The sequence below is a fragment of the Thalassobacterium maritimum genome (assembly GCF_031127805.1).
Taxonomy (GTDB): Bacteria; Verrucomicrobiota; Verrucomicrobiia; order Opitutales; family Coraliomargaritaceae; genus Thalassobacterium; species Thalassobacterium maritimum.
In genome coordinates, this window is record NZ_JARXHW010000012.1 from 25,340 (window position 1) to 44,152 (window position 18,813).

The window sequence follows — 18,813 nt, forward strand, 5'->3', positions numbered from 1 at the left end:
TTATTGAACAAGTTTCTGATATGGAATTCTTAGACGCATCTTTGCCCTACATCATGCCGATTGTGTATGCAGTCCTCATGATCTCTGTCTTTATGGGACTTTGCAGTTACTCAGTGCTAGCTGAGCGCAAAGTGTCCAGTTGGATTCAAGGCCGCGTGGGGCCTAACCGCACACGCTTGCCACTCGTCGGTCATATTCCGATCTTGGGCAATCTGATGACAGGTCTGGGTTTGTTTCAACCCGTCGCTGATGGCCTCAAGTTTCTTTTCAAAGAAGAAATCGTGCCCGGCCACGTGAACAAGGGCTACTACTATTTAGCTCCGGTGGTCGCACTCGCGCCCGCTTTGACGACTATGGTGGTGCTTCCATTTGGTCGTTATGTGGATGCCGATGGCGTTCTTCAGCCGCTGGTTTTGGCCAATGTCGATCTCGGCATGTTGATCATTCTCGGAATTTCTTCCCTCGGAGTTTACGGGGTCGTGCTGGCGGGTTGGTCTTCGAATAGTAAATATCCCTTTTTAGGTGGAGTCCGCGCTTCTGCACAAATGATTTCCTACGAACTCGCTATGGGCTTGGCACTCTTGCCGGTCTTTATGTGGTCAGCTTCGCCAGGCTATTATGATGAGGCAGGCATGTTTGTCGAGGGGAGCCGCTACGGTATGAGCCTCTTCGGAGTGGTACAATCACAGCAGGCGGCTTGGACGATTCTGTGGCAACCGCTTTCAGCACTGTTGTTTCTAGTCGCGCTCTTTGCTGAAACCAATCGCTTACCTTTCGATATGGCGGAGTCTGAAACCGACCTAGTGGGCGGTTTCCATACCGAGTATGGCTGTTTTAAGTTTGGCCTCTTCTTCGTTGCAGAGTATGCACACATCATCATGGGCTCAGGCATCTTTGTTCTGCTATTCCTCGGTGGCTGGAACTTCCTGCCATGGATGGCGGACCCTTGGGGCACTGGCATTCTCGGGAGTGTGCTCTCGGTCGCCTGGTTCATGGGCAAGGTCTTTTTCATGATTTTCTTTTTTATCTGGATGCGCTGGACCTTGCCACGTTTCCGCTACGACCAAGTGATGTCGCTTGGTTGGAAGATTCTTCTCCCACTCGCGGTGGCTAACTTGGTGTTCAACACCATTATCATCGCCCTTTACGACACTCTCACCCGCTAAATTTAATGGCTAAGACAAAAGTTCTAGAACGTAAGCCGCTGTCCTTTGCGGAAAAAACCTTCTTGCCGCAGATTGTTACGGGCTTGAAGACCACCTTCGGCACCATGCTGCAGAAGGGCGTCACACTGCAATATCCAGACGAGCGTCCCACCATCCCGGATAACTATCGTGGCGTGCCCACTTTGGTCAAAGATCCCAATGGTCGCGAGAAGTGCGTGTCCTGCCAATTGTGTGAATTTGTATGTCCGCCCAAGGCCATCCGTATCACGCCTGGTGCGATCGATGCTGAGGCCGAACCTGAGCGTGCTCACGTCGAGAAGGCGCCGCAAGAGTTCGATATCAACATGCTACGCTGTATCTATTGTGGGCTGTGCCAAGAGGTCTGCCCTGAGGAGGCCATCTTCTTGCAAGACATCTTCTCACTTTCTGGTTATTCGCGTGAAGAGATGATCAACAATAAGCAAAAGCTCTACGAGCTGGGCGGCACGCTGCCGGATAAACACCACAAGTGGGATAAAAAGAAGTCTGCTGAACTCGCAGGTAACGCACATTAAATTTCGAATCATGATCGATATACTCTTTTACGTCTTCGCAGCCATTACGCTGACTTCGGCACTCCTGATGGTAGTGAGCCCGAATGCGGTGAATAGCGCCATGTGCATGATTGTTTCCTTCGTTGGCACGGCAGGGATGTTTGTGTTGCTGGAAGCTTACTTTCTCGCTGTGTTGCAGATTCTCGTATATGCAGGCGCGGTCATGGTGCTCTTCCTATTCATTATCATGCTACTTGATGTGGATAAGGAAACCAATCAGATCTTAAAGGATAAGCTGACACTCGCTGCCTCGATTGCTGGATTTGCGCTCTTGGTCGTTATGATTTGTTCTGCTTTTGCCGGTGGACAGCATTTACCTGAAACCTCCTTACTGCCAGTTCTGGAGAATCCCACTGGCGCAGGGATTGGTATTCCTTTTACCACATCCGCCAAGTCATTTGGTTACAGCTTATTCACCAAGTATATGCTGCCATTCCAAGTGACCGGCTTCTTGCTACTGTCCGCTATGATCGGCGTCATTGTGGTCTCGAAGAAACATTCTTAATTCCTAATTTATATGACCGTAGGTATAAACGCTTTTATATTGGTTGCCGGATTGCTCTTTGCAATCGGCTTGCTCGGGGTGATTCTTCGCAAGAACACGCTGATCATCTATATGTCGCTGGAGTTAATGCTCAACGCGGTGAATCTCGCGCTGGTCGCATTTTCCCGTTACAACGGCACCATGGATGGCAACCTTTTCGTCTTTTTTATTATCACTGTGGCGGCTGCTGAAGTCGCCCTCGGCCTCGCTATCATCGTCGCGCTTTTCCGTCTGCGCCAAACGGTGATGGTCGATCAACTCACCTCCTTGAGTCGCTAGAACCATGACCGCCACTCAGTCTCTTCTCGCTGTGCTTCTCACCCCGCTGGTTTCAGCGGCTTTGATCGCATTCTTTTTCCGCCGTATGGGCAAAGTGGCTTCGGCCATCTCGGTGCTCGCCGCGGCAGGCATCTTCGTCTTTTCGCTGCTTGCGATCCGTGGTGCTGCGGGCGAAAGCCTAACCGTGTCTTGGGATTGGCTCAGCTTCGGCGATTATAGCGTGTCGATGGGCTTTCTTTTCGATGGTGTCTCGGCGACCATGCTGACGATGGTGGGAGCTGTTGGCTTCTTGATCCATCTTTTCAGTCTCGGCTATATGGCCGACGACAAGGGGCGCGCTCGTTTCTTTGGCGGTCTGTCGATCTTCATGTTCTCCATGCTCGGTATCGTGCTGGCGGACAACTTGATTATGATCTTCGTATTCTGGGAGCTGGTGGGTTTCAGCTCTTATATGTTGATTGGTCACTACCTTGATACCGACGAAGCAGCCGCTGCCTCGAAGAAGGCGTTTATCGTCAATCGGGTGGGGGACTTTGGCTTTTTGATCGGTATCGTATATGCCTACTGGCACTTCGGCACCACAAACCTCAGCGAGATGCACGGCATCGTCGCGGCGAATAGCGAACTAATCAGTGCATGCATTGCTGCGCTGCTGATGTGTGGCTTCATTGGTAAGTCGGCTCAATTCCCACTGCATGTTTGGTTGCCCGATGCGATGGCGGGTCCGACGCCTGTTTCCGCTTTGATTCACGCGGCTACCATGGTCGCCGCGGGTGTCTACTTCCTGATTCGTATCCAGTTTCTATTTACGCCTGAAGTGTTAACATTTATCGCATGGCTCGGCACCTCCGTTGCAGTCTATGCAGGATTTTGTGCTTACGGTCAGAATGACATTAAAAAGATTTTGGCGTATTCCACGCTCTCGCAGCTCGGCTACATGTCGGCCGCCTTTGGTCTTGGCCTGCCAGGTGTGGCACTCTTCCACCTGATCACTCACGCCTTTTTCAAGGCGCTGCTCTTCCTTGCAGCTGGTTCGGTCATCCACGGTTGCCACCACGAGCAAGACATCTTCAAAATGGGCGGCCTGCTCAAGAAGATGCCGATCACTTCGATCACCTTCTTACTGGGCACCTTGGCGCTTTGCGGCTTTTACGGCTTGGCTGGTTTCTACTCGAAAGATGCGATCCTCGTCGCCGCTGGCCTGACTAGTTCGCCGATCTTTATTCTGCTCACTTTGGGTGCTTTCTTAACCGCAGGCTACATGGGGCGTCTTTTTTGGATCGCTTTCCTCGGCCAGCCCAAGTCCGACGCTGCTTCGCATGCGAAGGAGAGTCCGCTGACTATGCTGATTCCTTTGATCGTTTTAGCTGTGCTATCTGTCGCGGGTGGTTGGATCGGTTTCTGGCCGGAGCAACTCGGTGGCTTGATCAAAGAGAACCTCGATCACTTGCATCATATGTCTGGGCACGATGCCATGCACACTAAGGTGCTGATCCTCGGCTCGGCCGCTTGGGTGGTGGGCCTTGCGCTTTCATTGTTCTACTACCGCGTGGGCGCCAAGGAGGATCGTCTCGCAAAGAGTGCACCTCCTGTCTATGGCTTCCTGAAGTCACGTCTCTGGTTTGATGAAATCTATGGTTACTATGTGGCGAAAATTCAGCAACGCTTCGCGCTCTTCCTCAGTTTTATTGATGTCTTTGTGATCAAGGGCATTCTGGTGCGCGGTAGCGCAGGTCTCGTAGGACTCGTCGGTATGTGCTCACGATCCCTGCATGATGGTAACATTCACAGCTACGTTTATTGGTTCCTCGCTGGCCTAGTTCTTCTTTGGGCGGTCGCTTCCGGACTTCTGTAAATTCACTTTTTCTTAGGTTAGATATGGGAAACCTCGACACGAATTCACTCTTTTTGCTCGTCGCAATTCTGGCACCGTTGGTTGCGGGCACAGTCTTGCTCTTCGGTGCACGCTTCAGTCAAACGACGATTCGAGCAGTGGCCGCATTCGGCTTTGGTTGGCCATTAATCATCGGGCTGCTGCTCTATAGTCTTTTCGAACCTTCATTGGTGGGCGAGTATAACTTCGAGCTGCGCTTGCCGACCGGGCTGGAAAGCATTGGCATTTACCTGCACTTGGGCTTGAACGGTATCTCCATGCCGCTCTTCCTGCTCGCGGGCACAGTCGGCTTAGCGGCGGGGCTCTATGCGATGTATTCCAATGCGGATCGTCCGCACCTTTATCTGGCTTTGCTGCTCTTTATGTTGGGCGGCTTGATGGGCACCTTCGCCTCGGTCGATGTGTTCTTCTTCTACTTCTTCCATGAGTTTGCGCTCATCCCGACCTTTTTGATGATCGGTATGTGGGGTGGCGCGGGCCGTCGCGGGGCTGCCATCGAGATGACGGTTTACCTGACCCTCGGCGCTCTGCTTTCCTTACTCGGCCTGATTGCACTCTACGTGCAAAGCGGCGCAGATTCCTTCTCGTTGGTGGAGCTACGCAACTATTTGTCCGCACAGCCGCTCTCCGAGACCGTGCAAAACAATATCTTTGCACTGCTGCTTTTCGGCTTTGGTATCTTGGTTTCACTCTTCCCATTTCACAGCTGGGCGCCCAAGGGCTATGCCGTCGCTCCGACAGGTGCCGCAATGCTACACGCAGGTGTTTTGAAAAAATTCGGTCTCTATGGCCTGCTCCAGATCGCTGGACCGCTCTTGCCGGCGGGGGGCGAACATTGGTTCTCTTGGATCGTGTGGCTCGCATTGGGTAACATCCTTTTCATCGGTCTAGTCACGATGGCGCAGAAGGATCTCAAGATGATGCTTGGCTACAGTTCCGTCATGCACATGGGCTATGCCTTCCTGGGCTTGGCTTGCTTTTCCGTGGTGGGCGCGGGTGGGGCGTTGCTGTTGATGGTGGCACACGGTCTCTCGGTGGCACTGCTCTTCATGCTGTCGACATGCATCTACCACCGCAGTCAAACTTTCGACCTCAGTGCGATGGGGGGGCTCGCCTCTAGAGCGCCTGTGCTGGCAGCATGCTTCGTGGCTGGTTCGATGGCTAGCATTGGTTTGCCCGGCTTTGGTAATTTCTGGGGAGAGTTCACTATCTTTGCAGCACTTGCAGAGACGGAGCTCACGCGCTGGATCGTCGTGCCCGCGGCCATTGGCATCATTATTTCCGCCATCTACGGCCTGCGCGCTGTGGCTAATATCTTCTTTGGTCAGCCCAAGGGCGACTTCGCCGACCGCTTAGAGAGTGGTCAAATTACCGATTTGCAGGGCTTCGAAAAATTGCCCGCTGGCATCTTGATCGCGGGTCTGGTGCTGATCGGTATTTTTCCACGCATCTTTTCAGACGATGCCAACCGTGAGTTGGTTGAAATGTATCCACAGGAACAAAGCAATTTGCCGGTCATCCACTCGGCCGTGCTCCCCACTCAGGTGGACGCACACAAGGAGGTTACACACTAATGAACGAACTTCTTATTGAATTTTTGAGCGGTTTCACCGCGACTAATGAATGGGCGGCCATTCTGCCCGAGATCCTCTTGGGCGTGCTCGCTCTGGGGCTTCTGGGGGCTGAGATGGCTTTGCCACGCAGTCAGCAGACGCGCTGGATTCCTCGTCTTGCAGTTTGGGGACAAGTGATTGTCCTAGTGCTGGCCTTTACCTGTGCTGGATGCTGCAGCTTCGATCAGCGCGAATATTTTAGCGGGCTCATTGCGCAGAACGATGTCACTCAATTGATGCGTGGCTTCTTCCTTCTCAGTTCACTGGCAGTTTGTTACTTAGGTAAGGTCTACTTCGCACGGCAGTCAGCCTTGCCCAAAACGGAGTTTTACGCACTGGTGTTGATTATTTCAGCCGCGATGATGCTGCTGGTGCAGAGTGCACACTTCGTCATGCTCTTCGTGGCGCTGGAAACAGTGACGGTGGCCTTTTACGTATTGGTTGCTTACAACCGCACGAGTAAATTCTCGTTGGAAGCTGGCTTGAAATACCTGATTCTCGGCGCGCTCAGCTCTGGCATCCTTCTGTTCGGTATCGTGCTGCTTTATGGCATCGCTGGTAGTCCAGAGTTGGTGGCGTCCAGCCATGACTCGCTTAATTATACGCAGCTGATGCACTTTGTGATTCCGAATATGGATAATCTCATTGTGAAGATTGGTGCGCTGCTAGTCATTGCAGGCGTCTGCTTCAAAATCGGTGCCGTGCCTTTTCAAATTTGGGTGCCCGACGTCTATCAAGGTGCGCCGACGCCTGTCACCGCTTACCTTGCCGTGGCTTCCAAGGCAGCTGGCTTTATCGTTCTCATCCAGTTGGTAAGTGGGCCTTTCTTCGGCTTACAGGATTTTCTGGTTCCAGTCCTCTCTGTCATTGCGGCCGCCACCATTCTCTTTGGGAATATCGCTGCGGTCACGCAGCGTAATGTGAAGCGCTTGATGGGGCTTTCGGGCATCGCACACGCCGGTTATCTGCTGCTCGGTGTGGTGGCACTGATGCGTGGTGTGGATTGGGCTGTTTATGCCGTGATCTTTTACCTCTTCACCTACTTGCTCGCTTCATTCGCGGTCTTTGGTGTCATGTCGCTTTCTGCTGCGGCGGACGATGCGATCCAAGAGCTCGATCATTATCAAAACTTTGCACGCAAGCATCCCTTCCTCGGTGGTGTGCTCGCATGCGGTCTCGGTTCCTTGGCGGGCATCCCCCCGCTAGGTGGTTTCATCGGTAAGCTCTTCCTCTTTGTGGCCGCCTTTCAAGCTGGCCTCTATGGCTTGCTGATTATTGCTGTGATTGGTGTCGTGATTTCGATTTACTATTACTTCGGTTGGATTCGTGAGTGTTACTTCTCGACGCCGTCTACCGAAGTGGTCAACGAAGCGGCTTGTCCTTCCACTGCAGGCGATCGCTTTCTGCTGGGGGCGTTCACAGTGGCTTCCGTAGTCGTGGGGCTCTTGCCTGCAGCGCTACCGATCATTCGCTAGTCAAGTAACACATTTGAATTTTTTATATTATGGCAACAGGTATTCTTTTTTCCGGTCAGGGCGCACAAACTGTGGGCATGGGCCGTTCGCTCTACGATCACTCCGAGATCGCGAAAGCGCTTTATGACGAAGCGAACGAAGTGCTCGGTTGGGACTTAAAAAGCGTCTGCTTCGATGGTCCAGAGGCTACTTTGACAGAAACACGTGTCTGCCAACCGGCGCTCTACGTGCAGGGCTATGTGCTTTTCAGCATTCTTAAAGAACGCGGTCTCTTAAACGATCTGAAGGCAGCCTGTGGCTTGAGCCTCGGTGAGCTCACCGCTTTGGCAACTGCCGGCGTGTATGATTTTGCCACCGGGCTACGTCTGGTGGCGGAGCGTGGCCGCTTGATGCAGTTGGCCTGCGACGCGACTAAGGGAGGTATGGCCGCTGTGATCGGTGGTGCTCCTGAAGATGTGCAAAGCTTCTGCGATGAGTTCGATATTGAAATCGCTAATTTGAATTGCCCGGGGCAAATCGTGATCTCGGGCGACAACGCTAAGGTGCTCGAAGCCGTCGCAGCTTCGAAGGGCCGTTTCAAGCTATGTAAGCCGCTCAATGTGGCGGGTGCGTATCACAGCCGCTTGATGGAGTCGGCGCGCGATGCATTTGCTGAGTTTATCAAAGACTTCGATTTCAAAGCGCCTGAACTGGTCTGCTACACCAATGTGACCGGTCAGCAAATCAGCGATCCGCAAGCAATCAAAGAGGCACTTGTGAGCCAAGTGGTTTCTTCTGTTCGTTTCGAAGACAACTTGCGCAACATGGCGGCTGATAACGGTATCAGTGAATTCTTCGAGTGCGGTCCGGGGAAAGTGCTTGCAGGCTTTGCCAAGCGTATCGACCGCTCACTGGTCGTCACGCCGATGTCCGAGTTTGAAGAGATTCCTTCGTAGGTAGGGATGCGCATTTACTTCATGGGCATTTGCGGCACTGCCATGGGTAATGCCGCACTTCTTGTCAAAGAGCAAGGTCATGAAGTGCTTGGCTGCGATGCCGGCGTTTATCCGCCGATGTCGGATGTGTTGGCGAATGCCGGCATTGATTTACTCGAAGGTTTCGATGCCGATCGACTGGCGGCATTGAAGCCAGACACTGTGGTGGTGGGCAATGCCATGAGCCGCGGCAATCCTGAGGTCGAATGGCTGCTCAATCAGTCGCAGGTGGCCTACATTTCCTTGCCCGAGCTCTTCCACGATACAGTTTTGCCCCAGCGCAAGCCCGTGGTGATTACCGGCACACATGGTAAGACCACCACCTCCACTTTAACGGCTTACTTGCTTGACCGAGCGGGGCAGGCGCCTGGCTGGTTGATCGGTGGGGTGCCCCATGATCTGCCCGGAGGCGCACAACTCGGCACAGGTGCGCCCTTCGTGATTGAGGGTGATGAATACGATTCCGCGTTTTTTGATAAGCGCAGTAAGTTCATCCATTACCGCCCACAAGTGGCGGTGCTGAATAATCTAGAGTTCGACCACGCTGATATTTTTCGTGATTTGGAAGATGTGCAGCGCACCTTCCGACACTTCTTGCGCATCATACCCAGTTCTGGTTTTGCGCTGATCAACGGCGACGATGCCAATCTTGCGGACTTGTTGCCTGTTACTTGGACGCAAGTAATTCGCGTCGGCACCCAAGAGGACAACGAGCTGCAGATCCGTAATTTTCAAGACGCGCCCACTGGCGCACAGTTCGAGCTCGTTTGGCAGGGCCAGCTTTGGGCGCAAGTGCGATGGTCCATGCACGGCCTCTTTAATGCGCGCAACGCTGCGATGGCCGCCTTGGCGGCGGCCTTGGCCAGTGGTCATCAGGACCCACGCAATTTTGACCTTTCGCCGCTGGCACAGTTTGCCGGTGTGCGGCGCCGACAAGACGTGCTCTACTCGAATGATCAGTGGACGGTCTTAGAAGACTTCGCACACCATCCCACTGCGGTGGCGGGAGCGATTGAGGCATTGCGCGCGGCTTACCCTGAGCGTTCTATGACGGTTTGCTTCGAACCACGTAGTAATACGGCGGCCACTTCACGCTTTCAAGTCGAGTTTGAAAGCGCGCTATCGCAGGCCGATCGCGTCTATTTCGGAGCGGTGCACCGTGCCGAGCGCATGCGTCCCGAGGAGCGTTTGGATACCGCCGCGATGGCTGCATCTCTGTCCATTCAAGGCGTCGAAGCGGCCGCATTTACCAGTAATGAGGCAGTCTTCGAAGCGCTACAAGCACAGCTGGGCGCTCAGACCGCCGGCGTCGTGGTCTTTTTAACCAATGGTTCCTTCGATGGCTTGCCACGTCGCACGGCCGCCTTGTTCGAGGACTGAGAGCGCGCCTTAAGCATGCATCAGGCGTGCAAAGTTGCCGCCCATCAGTTGACGCAAATCCGTGGGGCTGAGTCCCGACTTGCTTTGAATGTTTTCGATGTAGCGTGTCATGTCAGGTGTTTTTTGACTGCGCGGGTAAATTCTCAAGGGATAGTCCGATCCAAACAGCAACTTGTCGATGCCGACCAGATCGACCATCTGTTTAAACACGCGCATCTCATACAGCAGCGGGCTGGCGGCGCAATCGTAGTAAACATTGCGCAGAGCCTTGCGCAGGCGTGGGTTTTGTTCAAAGAAGGCTAAGCCGCCGCCCCAGTGCGCGAGAATTAATTTCAAATTTGGGGCTGCAGTCGCCATGCGCACCAACTCTTGCAGGGGAGTCGCCACCGAGCCCGGGTGCTCATGGCCTGCAGTTTCGGTGACGTGTAAATTGATCGGCCAATTATGGGCGCTGCACCATGCAGCCATCATTTGCCAGTGCGGGCAGGCGGCACTGAAGTTTTGCACCCCCATGTGCAGTTCCCCCACACCGCGAAAGCCCAAAGCTTGGGCGCTTTCCAGTTGCTCGATTACATTGGCATTGGGATAGATCGCCGCGAAGCCAATCAAGCGCTGGGGCGCCTGCGCCAGCCAGTCTGCAATGGCAGTATTTTGCTGGCGACAAGTCGATTCGTTTTCCCAATACCAGCCCAGCAAGACCGCTTGCTCGACGGCGGCGGCATCCATGGCTGCCAGCATTGTATCCAGCTCGCTCCAGCCCTGTATGCTGGGGCGGTCGAGCGGGGCCACCAGCTCCGCCCAGTGTACTTCCCGGTGTGTCCGCGCCCAGTCACGCGGAGCAGCCACCACTTCAGCAGGATAGGCGTGTGTATGACAATCGATGATCATAATAGCTGAGTCTCGAACTTTGTGGTCGATTTGGCTATCTTCGAATTGTTGATAATGTGAATAACTCTAAAAAAGGTATTGACGATTGGGCGGCTAAAGCCATTTTCACGCCTTTTCCAATAACCAAACCACTGATTTTATGTCACTTGAAGTAAAAGTCCGCAAAGGCGAGCCCATGGAACGTGCGCTCCGCCGCCTTAAGAAACGCCTCGACCGCGAGGGTGTCATCCGTGATGTGCGCGCAAAGCGTTATTTCGTGAAGCCTGCGCAAGCAAAGCGCCGTAAGAAGAAGGAATTGGACTTCAACAACATGCTGCGCGTTCGTTATTCGAACATGTAGTTTTTGGATGTTGCAGCGCCATGCGCTAGCTTTTTAATTAGTCTCGGCCCGTCTTGCACGTGCCGAGATTTTTTGTATCTTTTGACTATGTCTGCTCTTATTGACCGCCTATCCCTATCAACTTGCTGGTGCTCTGCACGGCATTCAGATGGTTATGAGATGGTGGAGGAAATGGTTGGGCTCGGTTTTAAGCGAATCGAACTAAGCCATGGTATTCGCATTTCGTTGGTGCCAGGTATTCTGAAAGCCGTTGAAGAGGGGCTGGTGGAAATTTCGTCGGTGCATAATTTTTGTCCTTTACCAGGCAGTGTGCAGCATGCGGCACCCAATTTATACCAACCGTCTGCAATCGATTGCCGAGAGCTGACTTTGTGGCATCGCTACACGCAGCGAACACTCGATTTTGCTCTAAAGGTCGGGGCCGACCGTATTGTTATGCATTCGGGGCGAGTTCGTTTTTTCTTTTATTCGGCTGAGGCGCGTCTTGAAAAATGGATTGATGAGTCGGAGATCGTGGCAGATGAGTTGAAGGATAGCCAAGCCTTTGTGAAGCGTCGGAATCGAGCGATGCGAGCCATACGCAGGGTCGCTAAAAAGACGATTCCTCGCATTCGAGAGAACTATCAACAATTATTGATTGAGGTGAAGAAGCGTGGCTTGAAGCTTTGCCTTGAAAATCGTGAAAGCATGGAAGAGATGCCGATCGATGGCGAATATGACGATTTTTTAGCCAGCCTTGGTGAGCCGGAGCATGCGGGGTATTGGCACGATACGGGGCATGCCCAAATTAAGCATCAACTCGGCTTGCTCGATCATCGAGAGCACTTAGAGAAAATGTCGCCTCGCTTAGCTGGGTTTCACTTGCATGATGTGTCGCCTGAGGGCCGAGACCATCAGGTGCCGGGTAGTGGAACGGTGGATTTTAAGATGATTTCCGAGTTTGTCCGACCAGAGCATACTTTGGTTTTGGAGCTCAGTCCTGGCCTGACGGTTGAAGAGGTTGCGGCCTCGCGTGACTATATTTTGGCTACTTTTAGCTGATAAAGAGAGCGTAAACCATCGTTTCCTTGAACGGGGAGCTTTTCTTGTTTTTATGTGTGCCATTTTGGCGCTTTATTTTGGGTGCTGAGATGGCTTGTCTTTTTCTGTGACATTTTGGCGCTACGCGTTGCTTTTGTTGTTTGTGTAAGAGTCTGTATATTAGAGGTTTGTGGATTTGGGTCCGCTTGGCATGTGCTCTGCATTGGAGTAGATGTCATTAAACTCAAAACGAAAGGAAAACAATACCATGAAACTAATACGATATGCGTACCCACAATCACAGGCTTCCAGTGCCTTCAATCGTCTCTTCGATTTCGGTGTCCCTGCTATGGGCCGAATCGGTTCGTTAATGGACGATTTTCTAGCCACGGAAGTCGGACTCAACCAGCCCGCTGCGGATCTTTATGAGGACGAGCATCACTTTTATGCCCGCTTCGAACTGCCCGGCGTGGATAAGGATCAGATCGATCTCGAACTGGAGAATGCCGTGCTGACACTCAGCAGTCAGCAAAGCACTGTGAAGGACGATTCGTCAACACGCACTCAATTTGAGCGCTCAATTTCGGTGCCTGATGGTGTGGATCTGGAGCGAGTCTCTGCGGCCATGAAGAACGGTATTTTGACCGTCACCATGCCTAAACTGGAGGCGCGCAAGCCACGACAAATTAGCGTAAAATAACAATTCAAAAGAAAGGAAATAGAACTATGAGCACACAATTAGATACCATCCAAGCGCCTGCAAAGAAGGCGACCGAGCGCAACTGGCAACGTCCACACTACGATGTCAGCGAAAATGAGGAAGCCTTTATTGTCCGCGTGAACCTACCAGGTGTGGATCGCAAGGATGTCGACATCTCTCTAGAGGAAGATGCGCTTACAGTGACGGGCACACGCCAGAATGATGTGCCAGAAGCTTGGCGCCCACTGCGGCGTGAGATCCATGCCGGCGACTATCGCCTTAGCTTGCGACTCAATGTATCCGTGAACGAAGCTAAGATTCATGCGCGCGTTGAAAATGGCGTGCTCGATCTTCATCTGCCCAAAGCGGATGAAGTCAAGCCACGCAAGATCAAGATCAGTTAATGTAACAGTAGTATAGTTAGTAGCGAGTAGGGCGACGACGAAAGTTGTCGCCCTATTTTAGTGTACGCCGGGGGGCATTGGGAAATGTAGCACCATCAATCTAGTCCAAGCACCTGTACTCGAGTTGAAATAAATGCGTCGGCCATCTGCACTGAATGCCGGATGCGGGTGCGGCTTGCGCCATGAATGTGCGCCATCGACGTGCTCAAATCGATGAATGGTCGCAAATTCATCGTAGTCCAATGATCCGATGATGATTCCCCATTCCCCAGGTTTGCCTCCTTTGCGTTTCGAAATATCGGCGTCTGTGACGAAGATGGGGTCGCTGGGGCTCATCGTGGGATGATTTGTCGGTGCGCCAATCGCGAAATTTTGGGTCTTTCCTGTGGCGAGATTCAGTAGGAAATTGCCCTTTTCAAAAATACCTTTCGAGTCTGGGCTCCACGAAGGGTGCCCCCACTGGCCGTATAATCCGACAAATTTATGCTGCTCTAAGTCGTAAACAAATTTGCCTTCGCGCTTACTGGCATTCGTTGCGCGAAAGTCGTCAAGGCCGCGACCTTGCGCGACCTTGAAATAAACTTTGCTGCCGTCTGGGCTCACAACCGGAAAGAAAATGGAGCTCGGGCCATCGCCGATCAGATGTTGCACCGAGTCCCCATACTTTTCCAGCACCTGACCGATTGTTAGCGCGGTTTGGATTTCCCCCGTTTGTACATGGACCCATTCTAAGTCCCGGTGTTTACCTTGTTTCCAATGGCTCCCGTAGATCGGCACCCAATCTGCCGCGGGGCTGCCAAAGCCGATCTGCCTGTCCTTCGCGAGTAATCGCTGCGCCCCCGACTCGAGGTCAACCGCTGCGACTTGCCAGCGCCCGTCGCGAAAATCGTGATAAGCCACGGTGCGTCCGTTGGCGCTCCACTGTTGGCAAGCCACTCGGTGGGCATCTTCGGCGCTCACACCTATCACTAGAATGTGCTCCTTACCCGTTGCGCGTTCCACCACGCAGATGTCGCCCTGTTCTCCTGTCGGAGCCCGCGAGGAAAAGTAGAGCACGTGTCTGCCATCTGGACTTTCCGGGCACGCATTAAAATAGCTGTGGATACTGTGGCGGTCGGCGGAGGGGGCAACCGTAGCCACCTTTGGAGTCTGCCATGCTTGCAGTTCGGGCGAAGTGATCGAGGGACTGTTCAGTAGACCAGCCTTAGCTTGGAGCGCGATGGGAGTCATGCCAATTAAGATGAGAATTAGGAGGGTGTTCGCGCGAAACAGTCAGAGCTGTTCATCGGTCGATCTAGGGGGCAGGACACGCTGGCGCTGACTGGTGGCTTAGTTAATCAGCTAGTGCACTGTTCACTGCAGTGGTGAAGGCTGAGGTCGAAGCAAAAGTTTGGTCGCTGTTTTTGGTGGTCGGAATAAAATCTACGGAACTCAAGAAGCTGCCAATCGTCCCACGATGATCTGACCGTTGGAGTCATGATTTGTAGAGGACTGGCCATCGGCTCGTATCGTCACGCCGCTGGTGGTATAGCTCCCGTTGGGCGAGACGCCTTCTTGAAAGGACATGGTGGCGGCGTGGACTGCATTGCTTGCCAGTAGCGACATGCCAAGGGCGACCGTGCAGATGTTTGTGTGAGAGGATCGGCGAGTGGGTAGAGAGGGGGATTGGATCATGTGGAAAACTTAGCGCCTTGACCTTAGGCAACAAGATGATCCTTATTCATACTATTGAAAAGATCTGAACCAAGCAAGTCGCCCACGATGAAGGCGCTGGCCGCAGAGGCAGGAGTGAGTCAGTCGACGGTTTCATTGGCATTGAGGGATGACCCGCGTCTACGCCCAGAGACGCGAAGCCGCATTCAGGCATTGGCTCGCAAGCGGGGCTATCGACCAGATCCGGTATTGTCCGCACTAGTTGCGTATCGCAGTCGTACCCGCGCGCCTGGAGACTATGGCAAGATTGGTATTCTGCATGACTGGGACCAACTCGATCGTCTGCCGCTCTCGTTCAGACAACAGATCGACGGCATGAGTGAACAGGCCGAAACTCTGGGCTACCAGACCGAGCTTTTTCGTGTACATCCCGCAGAAGACCGTTCCCTGCGTTTGAGCCGCATGCTTTTTTCACGAGGCATTCGGGGCATCATTTTAGCCAGTTTGCGCATGCCGGCCCTACTAATGGACTGGAAGCATTTTTCCGCTGTGGTCGTGGGCGAGTATTTCTCGCGCCCTCAGCTCAACCACGTCGGGAATCATCACGCATCGGTGTTGACCACTACTTATCAAGAACTGCGAAAGTTGGGCTATCGCCGAATTGGCTTTTGCAACAGCATCGTTTCGGAGGAGCGCAAACATCACCTGTATCTGGGCGCCTATCTCAAGTGCCTGTATTTGGATGGGATTGAGCCGAGTAGGTCACCGCCGTTTTTATACGATTCTGCCGGCGATTGGTCGCCTTTGCCTTGGTTGGATCAGTATGGCTTTGATGCCGTGATGTCCTTGGTTCCCTCCGTTTTTATGGAAAAGCTTAATGGTTCTGTGTACACGGTTCCCGATCGCCTGGGTGTCGCGGGCTATGCGATTCCGCTTGATGCGCATCCTGCCCCGATTGCCGGCTGCGCACTGGATTATCATCGGATCGGTGCTGCAGCGGTTGACCTGTTGCAGACTATGCTACACCGCAGTCAGCGGGGCGTACCTGCGGAAAACGAGCATTACGATCTTTTGATTCGAGGGCAATGGCGCGAGGGCGCATCGGTGATGCACGCTCCCAATGCCGCGGCACGGCAACAACCTCCAGCATGCTGATGACTCAATCCGGTAATGTGACTCTTATTTAGAAAGCTTTTTTATGGGCTCTCTAATCGTTTCAGCCCAAATGGCATAGCCCTTCTAGTCGGGATGCAAACTGGCCTGTATCATCGCGCCTGGCAGCCTCTGCTTTAGGGCGATAGGCTCGGCAGCTGTGTTCTTGGCAACTAGCCAAGGTCTAGCGAATCGGCTCAATTGAGTCGAGTAGTTCGTCGAGTTTGCCTTCGGCGAGTGCCACGACTGTGTCGCCGCCACCATAATACATTTTCACAGTGTTGTCGTCTTCTAGTATGAAACCGCCTGGGAAAATTACGGATCCTCGGAAGCCGCCAAGTTCGTAGGGCTCTTCGGATTGGAGTAGTGGTTGTCGGGTGATGCCAATTACTTTAGATGGATCTTCTAGGTCGAGGAGCATGAGGCCCGCGACGTATTCTTTGTGCCAGGTGCGGTTGCGGGCCCAAGTGCCGAGGTCGCGGTCGGGGTGGTGCGTGACGGCGTGAAAGGTAGTGAGCCAGCCTTTGTCTGTTTTGATCGGAGGCGCGCCAGGGCCAATTTTGGCGTTGCCGCATTGAGCTTCTTCAGCACCCAGCAGGAGTTTGTGGTGGCCCCATAGTTCGCCGTCGGGCGATTCGCTAATCCATATGTCAAAGGATTCGTTTTTACGTAGGTAGAGTGGGAAGGGGCGATCGAGGCGGATCAGTTTTCCATTCACACGCTCGGGAAAGAGTACCATGTTTCGGTTCTCTGGTAGTGAGATGTGGAGCAGTGTCCAGTTGCGAAAGTCGGAACTGCGGGCAAGCCCGCCGCGCACGCCGTGCTTAGTGTCGAGTGCGAAGCAGAGATAGACTTCGCCTTCAATGACGGTGATGCGTGGATCGTAAATTCGGACGATTTCTTCGTTGCCAAAGCGCTCGGCGTACTGGCCTTTGAGCCATATGCGCATTTTTTCTTGGTCGAATACAGGCTCTTCGTCGACAGTCCATTTATAGCCGTCCTTGCTGCTCGCGAGGCCGACTCGTGTCAGGCGGGAGTCGGGCATTTCTTTGGGGCCGCTGTCGGTGCGGAACAGCATTTTATAGCCACCTTCCCATTTGCAAACGCCGGCATTGAAGACGGACATGCAGTCCCAGGGGATATCTGCTTCGCATAGGATTGGGTTATTGGGGATGCGTGTGAGCAGGGCTTTATTAGGTGTTGTCATATGTGTACTGAATGTTGGGTGATGGAAAATTGCTGTCTTAATAGCCGTCGCCCCCGTGCATGGGGCCGCGACAGGCGAGTGGATTGCGTCGCCGAAGTGCGGCGGCATTGTTTTGAGCGGTTCGTTGAATGAAGGCTCCGTCGCTGACCATGGGGCTGTTGTTTTTGCTGAGGTAGGCGATGAGTTGATTCTTTAATTGTGACTGTCGCGCGCTCTGCGTGGCTTGACCGGCCAAGTTGTGGCGGTCGTCGCGATCTTGTTCGACATGGAAGAGTTGTTCTGTGCCCCCGGTCAGATAGTAGATATATTTGTAACCTTCTCCGAGGACCATCGCGCTTTCTGGTGTTTCGCCAAATATATACTCTCGGCCGTTTGGTTGTAGGAGGGATTGTCCTTCGGCAGTGTGGTCGGGGGCGAGTCCTGCCATTTCCAGCATGGTGGGGCAAAAGTCAGCAGTGAGCACTGCTTGCTCGCTATTCAGCTGGGAATACTGTGCTTGCATAGAGCTGGGGAGGCGCAGGATATAGGGCACGCGTGCAGCGGACTCGAGGAAGCTATGCTTGGCAAATACGCCGTGGTCGCCGAGGCTCTCACCGTGGTCAGCAGTGAATGCGATGGCAGTTTCTTGGTAGATGTGCTGTGTCTGCAGAGCGCCGAATAGACGACCGAGTTGGTAGTCGATGTGAGTCATTTGCCCGTAATAGCGACGTCGAGCTTCGGCGATGGCCTCTGGTTGCATAAAATCGTATTTAGAGAGGATGCGCTTCTCTTGAAAGGTGGCGGGGTAGTCGCTTTCGCGCCAATCGCCTTCGATGGGGGCAGGGATGGTGAAGTTGTCATACATCCGATCGTAGGGGGGCGGAGGATCAAATGGGCTGTGGGGGGCTTCAAAAATGATGTAGAGGAAGAAGGGGGTGGTGGGGTCGCGCTGCTCCAAGAAGCGGATCGCTTGGTCCACGATCCAGGTAGTATGGTAGTAGCGTTGGTCGCAGGTGGACTCTGTGGGGTAGACTTCGTTACCGCCTAGGCCGTGGGCGCGAAAGCTGCCTCCTTGGCCTTGTTCTTCCAGCCACCATAGATAGTCGTCGGGGTGTAGGCTTACGTGCTCAAAGCCATGGCGCGCACGATGGGGGGCAAAGTGCATCTTTCCGATGGCTTTGGTCTGATAGCCTGCTTCGCGTGTGAGTCGACCGGGTAGTGTTTGCTGGGGGTCGATGTGGGGTGCATTTTCTGTAGTAAAATTTTTGATACAGCGATTCTGTGAGCCGGTCCTACCTGTCAGCATGGTCGCACGCTGTGGCATGCAAAGTGGGCAGTCTGCATAGCCGTGGGTGTAATTGATGCCCTCGCAAGCCAATTGATTGAGGTGGGGCGTCATGACCGGATGATGATTGCGATAGAGCCCGAGGCAATCGCCACGCCATTGGTCAGCGACGATATAAATCATATTGGGTTTTTGAGACATGTGCTGAAGATCGGGGGGGAGGAAATGGGAGCAAGAAAGGGGATTAGGTGCGTGTAGACTGGCTTT

The 18,813-nt window shown here is 53.4% G+C and carries 19 protein-coding genes; 14 read left to right on the top strand and 5 right to left on the bottom strand.

The window, feature by feature from the left end:
- Positions 1 to 20 precede the first annotated feature (20 nt).
- Genes QEH52_RS07075 through QEH52_RS07115 form a run of 9 tightly spaced genes read left to right on the top strand, consistent with a single transcriptional unit; the run spans position 21 to position 9,918 of the window.
- Entirely contained in the window at positions 21 to 1,166 is a 1,146-nt protein-coding gene (locus QEH52_RS07075) for a complex I subunit 1/NuoH family protein (RefSeq protein WP_308949398.1), read from the top strand.
- 5 nt (positions 1,167 to 1,171) lie between these two features.
- Positions 1,172 to 1,720 (top strand): NuoI/complex I 23 kDa subunit family protein, encoded by a 549-nt coding sequence (locus QEH52_RS07080; RefSeq protein WP_308949399.1) that lies wholly within the window; start codon positions 1,172 to 1,174, stop codon positions 1,718 to 1,720.
- A gap of 10 nt (positions 1,721 to 1,730) precedes the next feature.
- On the top strand, positions 1,731 to 2,264 hold the full coding sequence (locus tag QEH52_RS07085; RefSeq protein ID WP_308949400.1) for an NADH-quinone oxidoreductase subunit J: 534 nt from the start codon (positions 1,731 to 1,733) through the stop codon (positions 2,262 to 2,264).
- A gap of 12 nt (positions 2,265 to 2,276) precedes the next feature.
- Positions 2,277 to 2,582: an NADH-quinone oxidoreductase subunit NuoK gene (gene nuoK / locus QEH52_RS07090; RefSeq protein ID WP_308949401.1), complete on the top strand. Its 306-nt coding sequence runs from the start codon at positions 2,277 to 2,279 to the stop codon at positions 2,580 to 2,582.
- A 4-nt stretch (positions 2,583 to 2,586) separates the two neighbouring features.
- Positions 2,587 to 4,437: an NADH-quinone oxidoreductase subunit L gene (gene nuoL, locus QEH52_RS07095; RefSeq protein WP_308949402.1), complete on the top strand. Its 1,851-nt coding sequence runs from the start codon at positions 2,587 to 2,589 to the stop codon at positions 4,435 to 4,437.
- A 23-nt stretch (positions 4,438 to 4,460) separates the two neighbouring features.
- Complete coding sequence (locus QEH52_RS07100; protein ID WP_308949403.1) at positions 4,461 to 6,050, top strand: complex I subunit 4 family protein; 1,590 nt, start codon at positions 4,461 to 4,463, stop codon at positions 6,048 to 6,050.
- Positions 6,050 to 7,564, top strand: coding sequence for an NADH-quinone oxidoreductase subunit N (locus tag QEH52_RS07105; RefSeq protein ID WP_308949404.1), 1,515 nt, complete (start codon positions 6,050 to 6,052; stop codon positions 7,562 to 7,564). Before QEH52_RS07100 ends, QEH52_RS07105 begins: the two co-directional genes overlap by 1 nt.
- A 29-nt stretch (positions 7,565 to 7,593) precedes the next feature.
- Positions 7,594 to 8,499 carry an ACP S-malonyltransferase gene (gene fabD / locus QEH52_RS07110; RefSeq protein WP_308949405.1) on the top strand — a complete coding sequence of 302 codons (906 nt, stop codon included), beginning with the start codon at positions 7,594 to 7,596 and terminating at the stop codon, positions 8,497 to 8,499.
- A gap of 6 nt (positions 8,500 to 8,505) precedes the next feature.
- Entirely contained in the window at positions 8,506 to 9,918 is a 1,413-nt protein-coding gene (locus QEH52_RS07115; RefSeq protein ID WP_308949406.1) for a UDP-N-acetylmuramate--L-alanine ligase, read from the top strand.
- Positions 9,919 to 9,927: 9 nt separating this feature from the next.
- Here the strand turns inward: QEH52_RS07115 and QEH52_RS07120 are convergent, their stop codons facing one another.
- The gene (locus QEH52_RS07120; RefSeq protein WP_308949407.1) at positions 9,928 to 10,806 is read right to left on the bottom strand and encodes an amidohydrolase family protein; all 879 of its coding nucleotides are present in this window, start codon (positions 10,804 to 10,806) and stop codon (positions 9,928 to 9,930) included.
- Between the two features lie 139 nt (positions 10,807 to 10,945).
- Here QEH52_RS07120 and rpsU point away from each other — a divergent pair, with 139 nt between their 5' ends.
- From rpsU to QEH52_RS07140, 4 genes are all read left to right on the top strand, one after another.
- Positions 10,946 to 11,146, top strand: coding sequence for a 30S ribosomal protein S21 (gene rpsU / locus QEH52_RS07125; protein ID WP_155418485.1), 201 nt, complete (start codon positions 10,946 to 10,948; stop codon positions 11,144 to 11,146).
- Between the two features lie 87 nt (positions 11,147 to 11,233).
- Positions 11,234 to 12,187: a sugar phosphate isomerase/epimerase family protein gene (locus tag QEH52_RS07130; RefSeq protein WP_308949408.1), complete on the top strand. Its 954-nt coding sequence runs from the start codon at positions 11,234 to 11,236 to the stop codon at positions 12,185 to 12,187.
- Positions 12,188 to 12,434: 247 nt separating this feature from the next.
- Positions 12,435 to 12,866, top strand: a complete 432-nt coding sequence (locus QEH52_RS07135; protein WP_308949409.1) for an Hsp20/alpha crystallin family protein — start codon at positions 12,435 to 12,437, stop codon at positions 12,864 to 12,866.
- Positions 12,867 to 12,892: 26 nt separating this feature from the next.
- Entirely contained in the window at positions 12,893 to 13,270 is a 378-nt protein-coding gene (locus QEH52_RS07140; protein WP_308949410.1) for an Hsp20/alpha crystallin family protein, read from the top strand.
- Between the two features lie 57 nt (positions 13,271 to 13,327).
- Here the strand turns inward: QEH52_RS07140 and QEH52_RS07145 are convergent, their stop codons facing one another.
- Both QEH52_RS07145 and QEH52_RS07150 read right to left on the bottom strand, forming a co-directional pair.
- Complete coding sequence (locus QEH52_RS07145) at positions 13,328 to 14,500, bottom strand: TolB family protein (protein ID WP_308949411.1); 1,173 nt, start codon at positions 14,498 to 14,500, stop codon at positions 13,328 to 13,330.
- Positions 14,501 to 14,701: 201 nt separating this feature from the next.
- On the bottom strand, positions 14,702 to 14,944 hold the full coding sequence (locus QEH52_RS07150) for a hypothetical protein (protein ID WP_308949412.1): 243 nt from the start codon (positions 14,942 to 14,944) through the stop codon (positions 14,702 to 14,704).
- A 54-nt stretch (positions 14,945 to 14,998) separates the two neighbouring features.
- On the opposite strand from QEH52_RS07150, the gene QEH52_RS07155 reads away from it, so the two are divergent.
- A complete protein-coding gene (locus QEH52_RS07155) occupies positions 14,999 to 16,078 on the top strand; it encodes a LacI family DNA-binding transcriptional regulator (protein ID WP_308949413.1) in 1,080 nt (359 codons plus the stop codon).
- A 181-nt stretch (positions 16,079 to 16,259) separates the two neighbouring features.
- On the opposite strand, the gene QEH52_RS07160 is transcribed toward QEH52_RS07155, so the two are convergent.
- Together QEH52_RS07160 and QEH52_RS07165 are read right to left on the bottom strand one after the other, a co-directional pair.
- Positions 16,260 to 17,282 carry a glycoside hydrolase family 130 protein gene (locus tag QEH52_RS07160; protein ID WP_308949414.1) on the bottom strand — a complete coding sequence of 341 codons (1,023 nt, stop codon included), beginning with the start codon at positions 17,280 to 17,282 and terminating at the stop codon, positions 16,260 to 16,262.
- Positions 17,283 to 17,319: 37 nt separating this feature from the next.
- Positions 17,320 to 18,747 carry a sulfatase-like hydrolase/transferase gene (locus QEH52_RS07165; RefSeq protein ID WP_308949415.1) on the bottom strand — a complete coding sequence of 476 codons (1,428 nt, stop codon included), beginning with the start codon at positions 18,745 to 18,747 and terminating at the stop codon, positions 17,320 to 17,322.
- Positions 18,748 to 18,813 lie beyond the last annotated feature (66 nt).

Bases quoted from the DNA above. Each gene is read 5' to 3' on its own strand.
- QEH52_RS07115 (WP_308949406.1), top strand. From the start codon at position 8,506: ATGCGCATTTACTTCATGGGCATTTGCGGCACTGCCATGGGTAATGCC.
- QEH52_RS07080 (WP_308949399.1), top strand. From the start codon at position 1,172: ATGGCTAAGACAAAAGTTCTAGAACGTAAGCCGCTGTCCTTTGCGGAA.
- QEH52_RS07075 (WP_308949398.1), top strand. From the start codon at position 21: ATGGAATTCTTAGACGCATCTTTGCCCTACATCATGCCGATTGTGTAT.
- rpsU (WP_155418485.1), top strand. From the start codon at position 10,946: ATGTCACTTGAAGTAAAAGTCCGCAAAGGCGAGCCCATGGAACGTGCG.
- nuoL (WP_308949402.1), top strand. From the start codon at position 2,587: ATGACCGCCACTCAGTCTCTTCTCGCTGTGCTTCTCACCCCGCTGGTT.
- QEH52_RS07140 (WP_308949410.1), top strand. From the start codon at position 12,893: ATGAGCACACAATTAGATACCATCCAAGCGCCTGCAAAGAAGGCGACC.
- nuoK (WP_308949401.1), top strand. From the start codon at position 2,277: ATGACCGTAGGTATAAACGCTTTTATATTGGTTGCCGGATTGCTCTTT.
- QEH52_RS07100 (WP_308949403.1), top strand. From the start codon at position 4,461: ATGGGAAACCTCGACACGAATTCACTCTTTTTGCTCGTCGCAATTCTG.
- QEH52_RS07150 (WP_308949412.1), bottom strand. From the start codon at position 14,944: ATGATCCAATCCCCCTCTCTACCCACTCGCCGATCCTCTCACACAAAC.
- QEH52_RS07120 (WP_308949407.1), bottom strand. From the start codon at position 10,806: ATGATCATCGATTGTCATACACACGCCTATCCTGCTGAAGTGGTGGCT.
- QEH52_RS07160 (WP_308949414.1), bottom strand. From the start codon at position 17,282: ATGACAACACCTAATAAAGCCCTGCTCACACGCATCCCCAATAACCCA.
- QEH52_RS07105 (WP_308949404.1), top strand. From the start codon at position 6,050: ATGAACGAACTTCTTATTGAATTTTTGAGCGGTTTCACCGCGACTAAT.
- fabD (WP_308949405.1), top strand. From the start codon at position 7,594: ATGGCAACAGGTATTCTTTTTTCCGGTCAGGGCGCACAAACTGTGGGC.
- QEH52_RS07130 (WP_308949408.1), top strand. From the start codon at position 11,234: ATGTCTGCTCTTATTGACCGCCTATCCCTATCAACTTGCTGGTGCTCT.
- QEH52_RS07165 (WP_308949415.1), bottom strand. From the start codon at position 18,747: ATGTCTCAAAAACCCAATATGATTTATATCGTCGCTGACCAATGGCGT.
- QEH52_RS07085 (WP_308949400.1), top strand. From the start codon at position 1,731: ATGATCGATATACTCTTTTACGTCTTCGCAGCCATTACGCTGACTTCG.
- QEH52_RS07145 (WP_308949411.1), bottom strand. From the start codon at position 14,500: ATGACTCCCATCGCGCTCCAAGCTAAGGCTGGTCTACTGAACAGTCCC.
- QEH52_RS07135 (WP_308949409.1), top strand. From the start codon at position 12,435: ATGAAACTAATACGATATGCGTACCCACAATCACAGGCTTCCAGTGCC.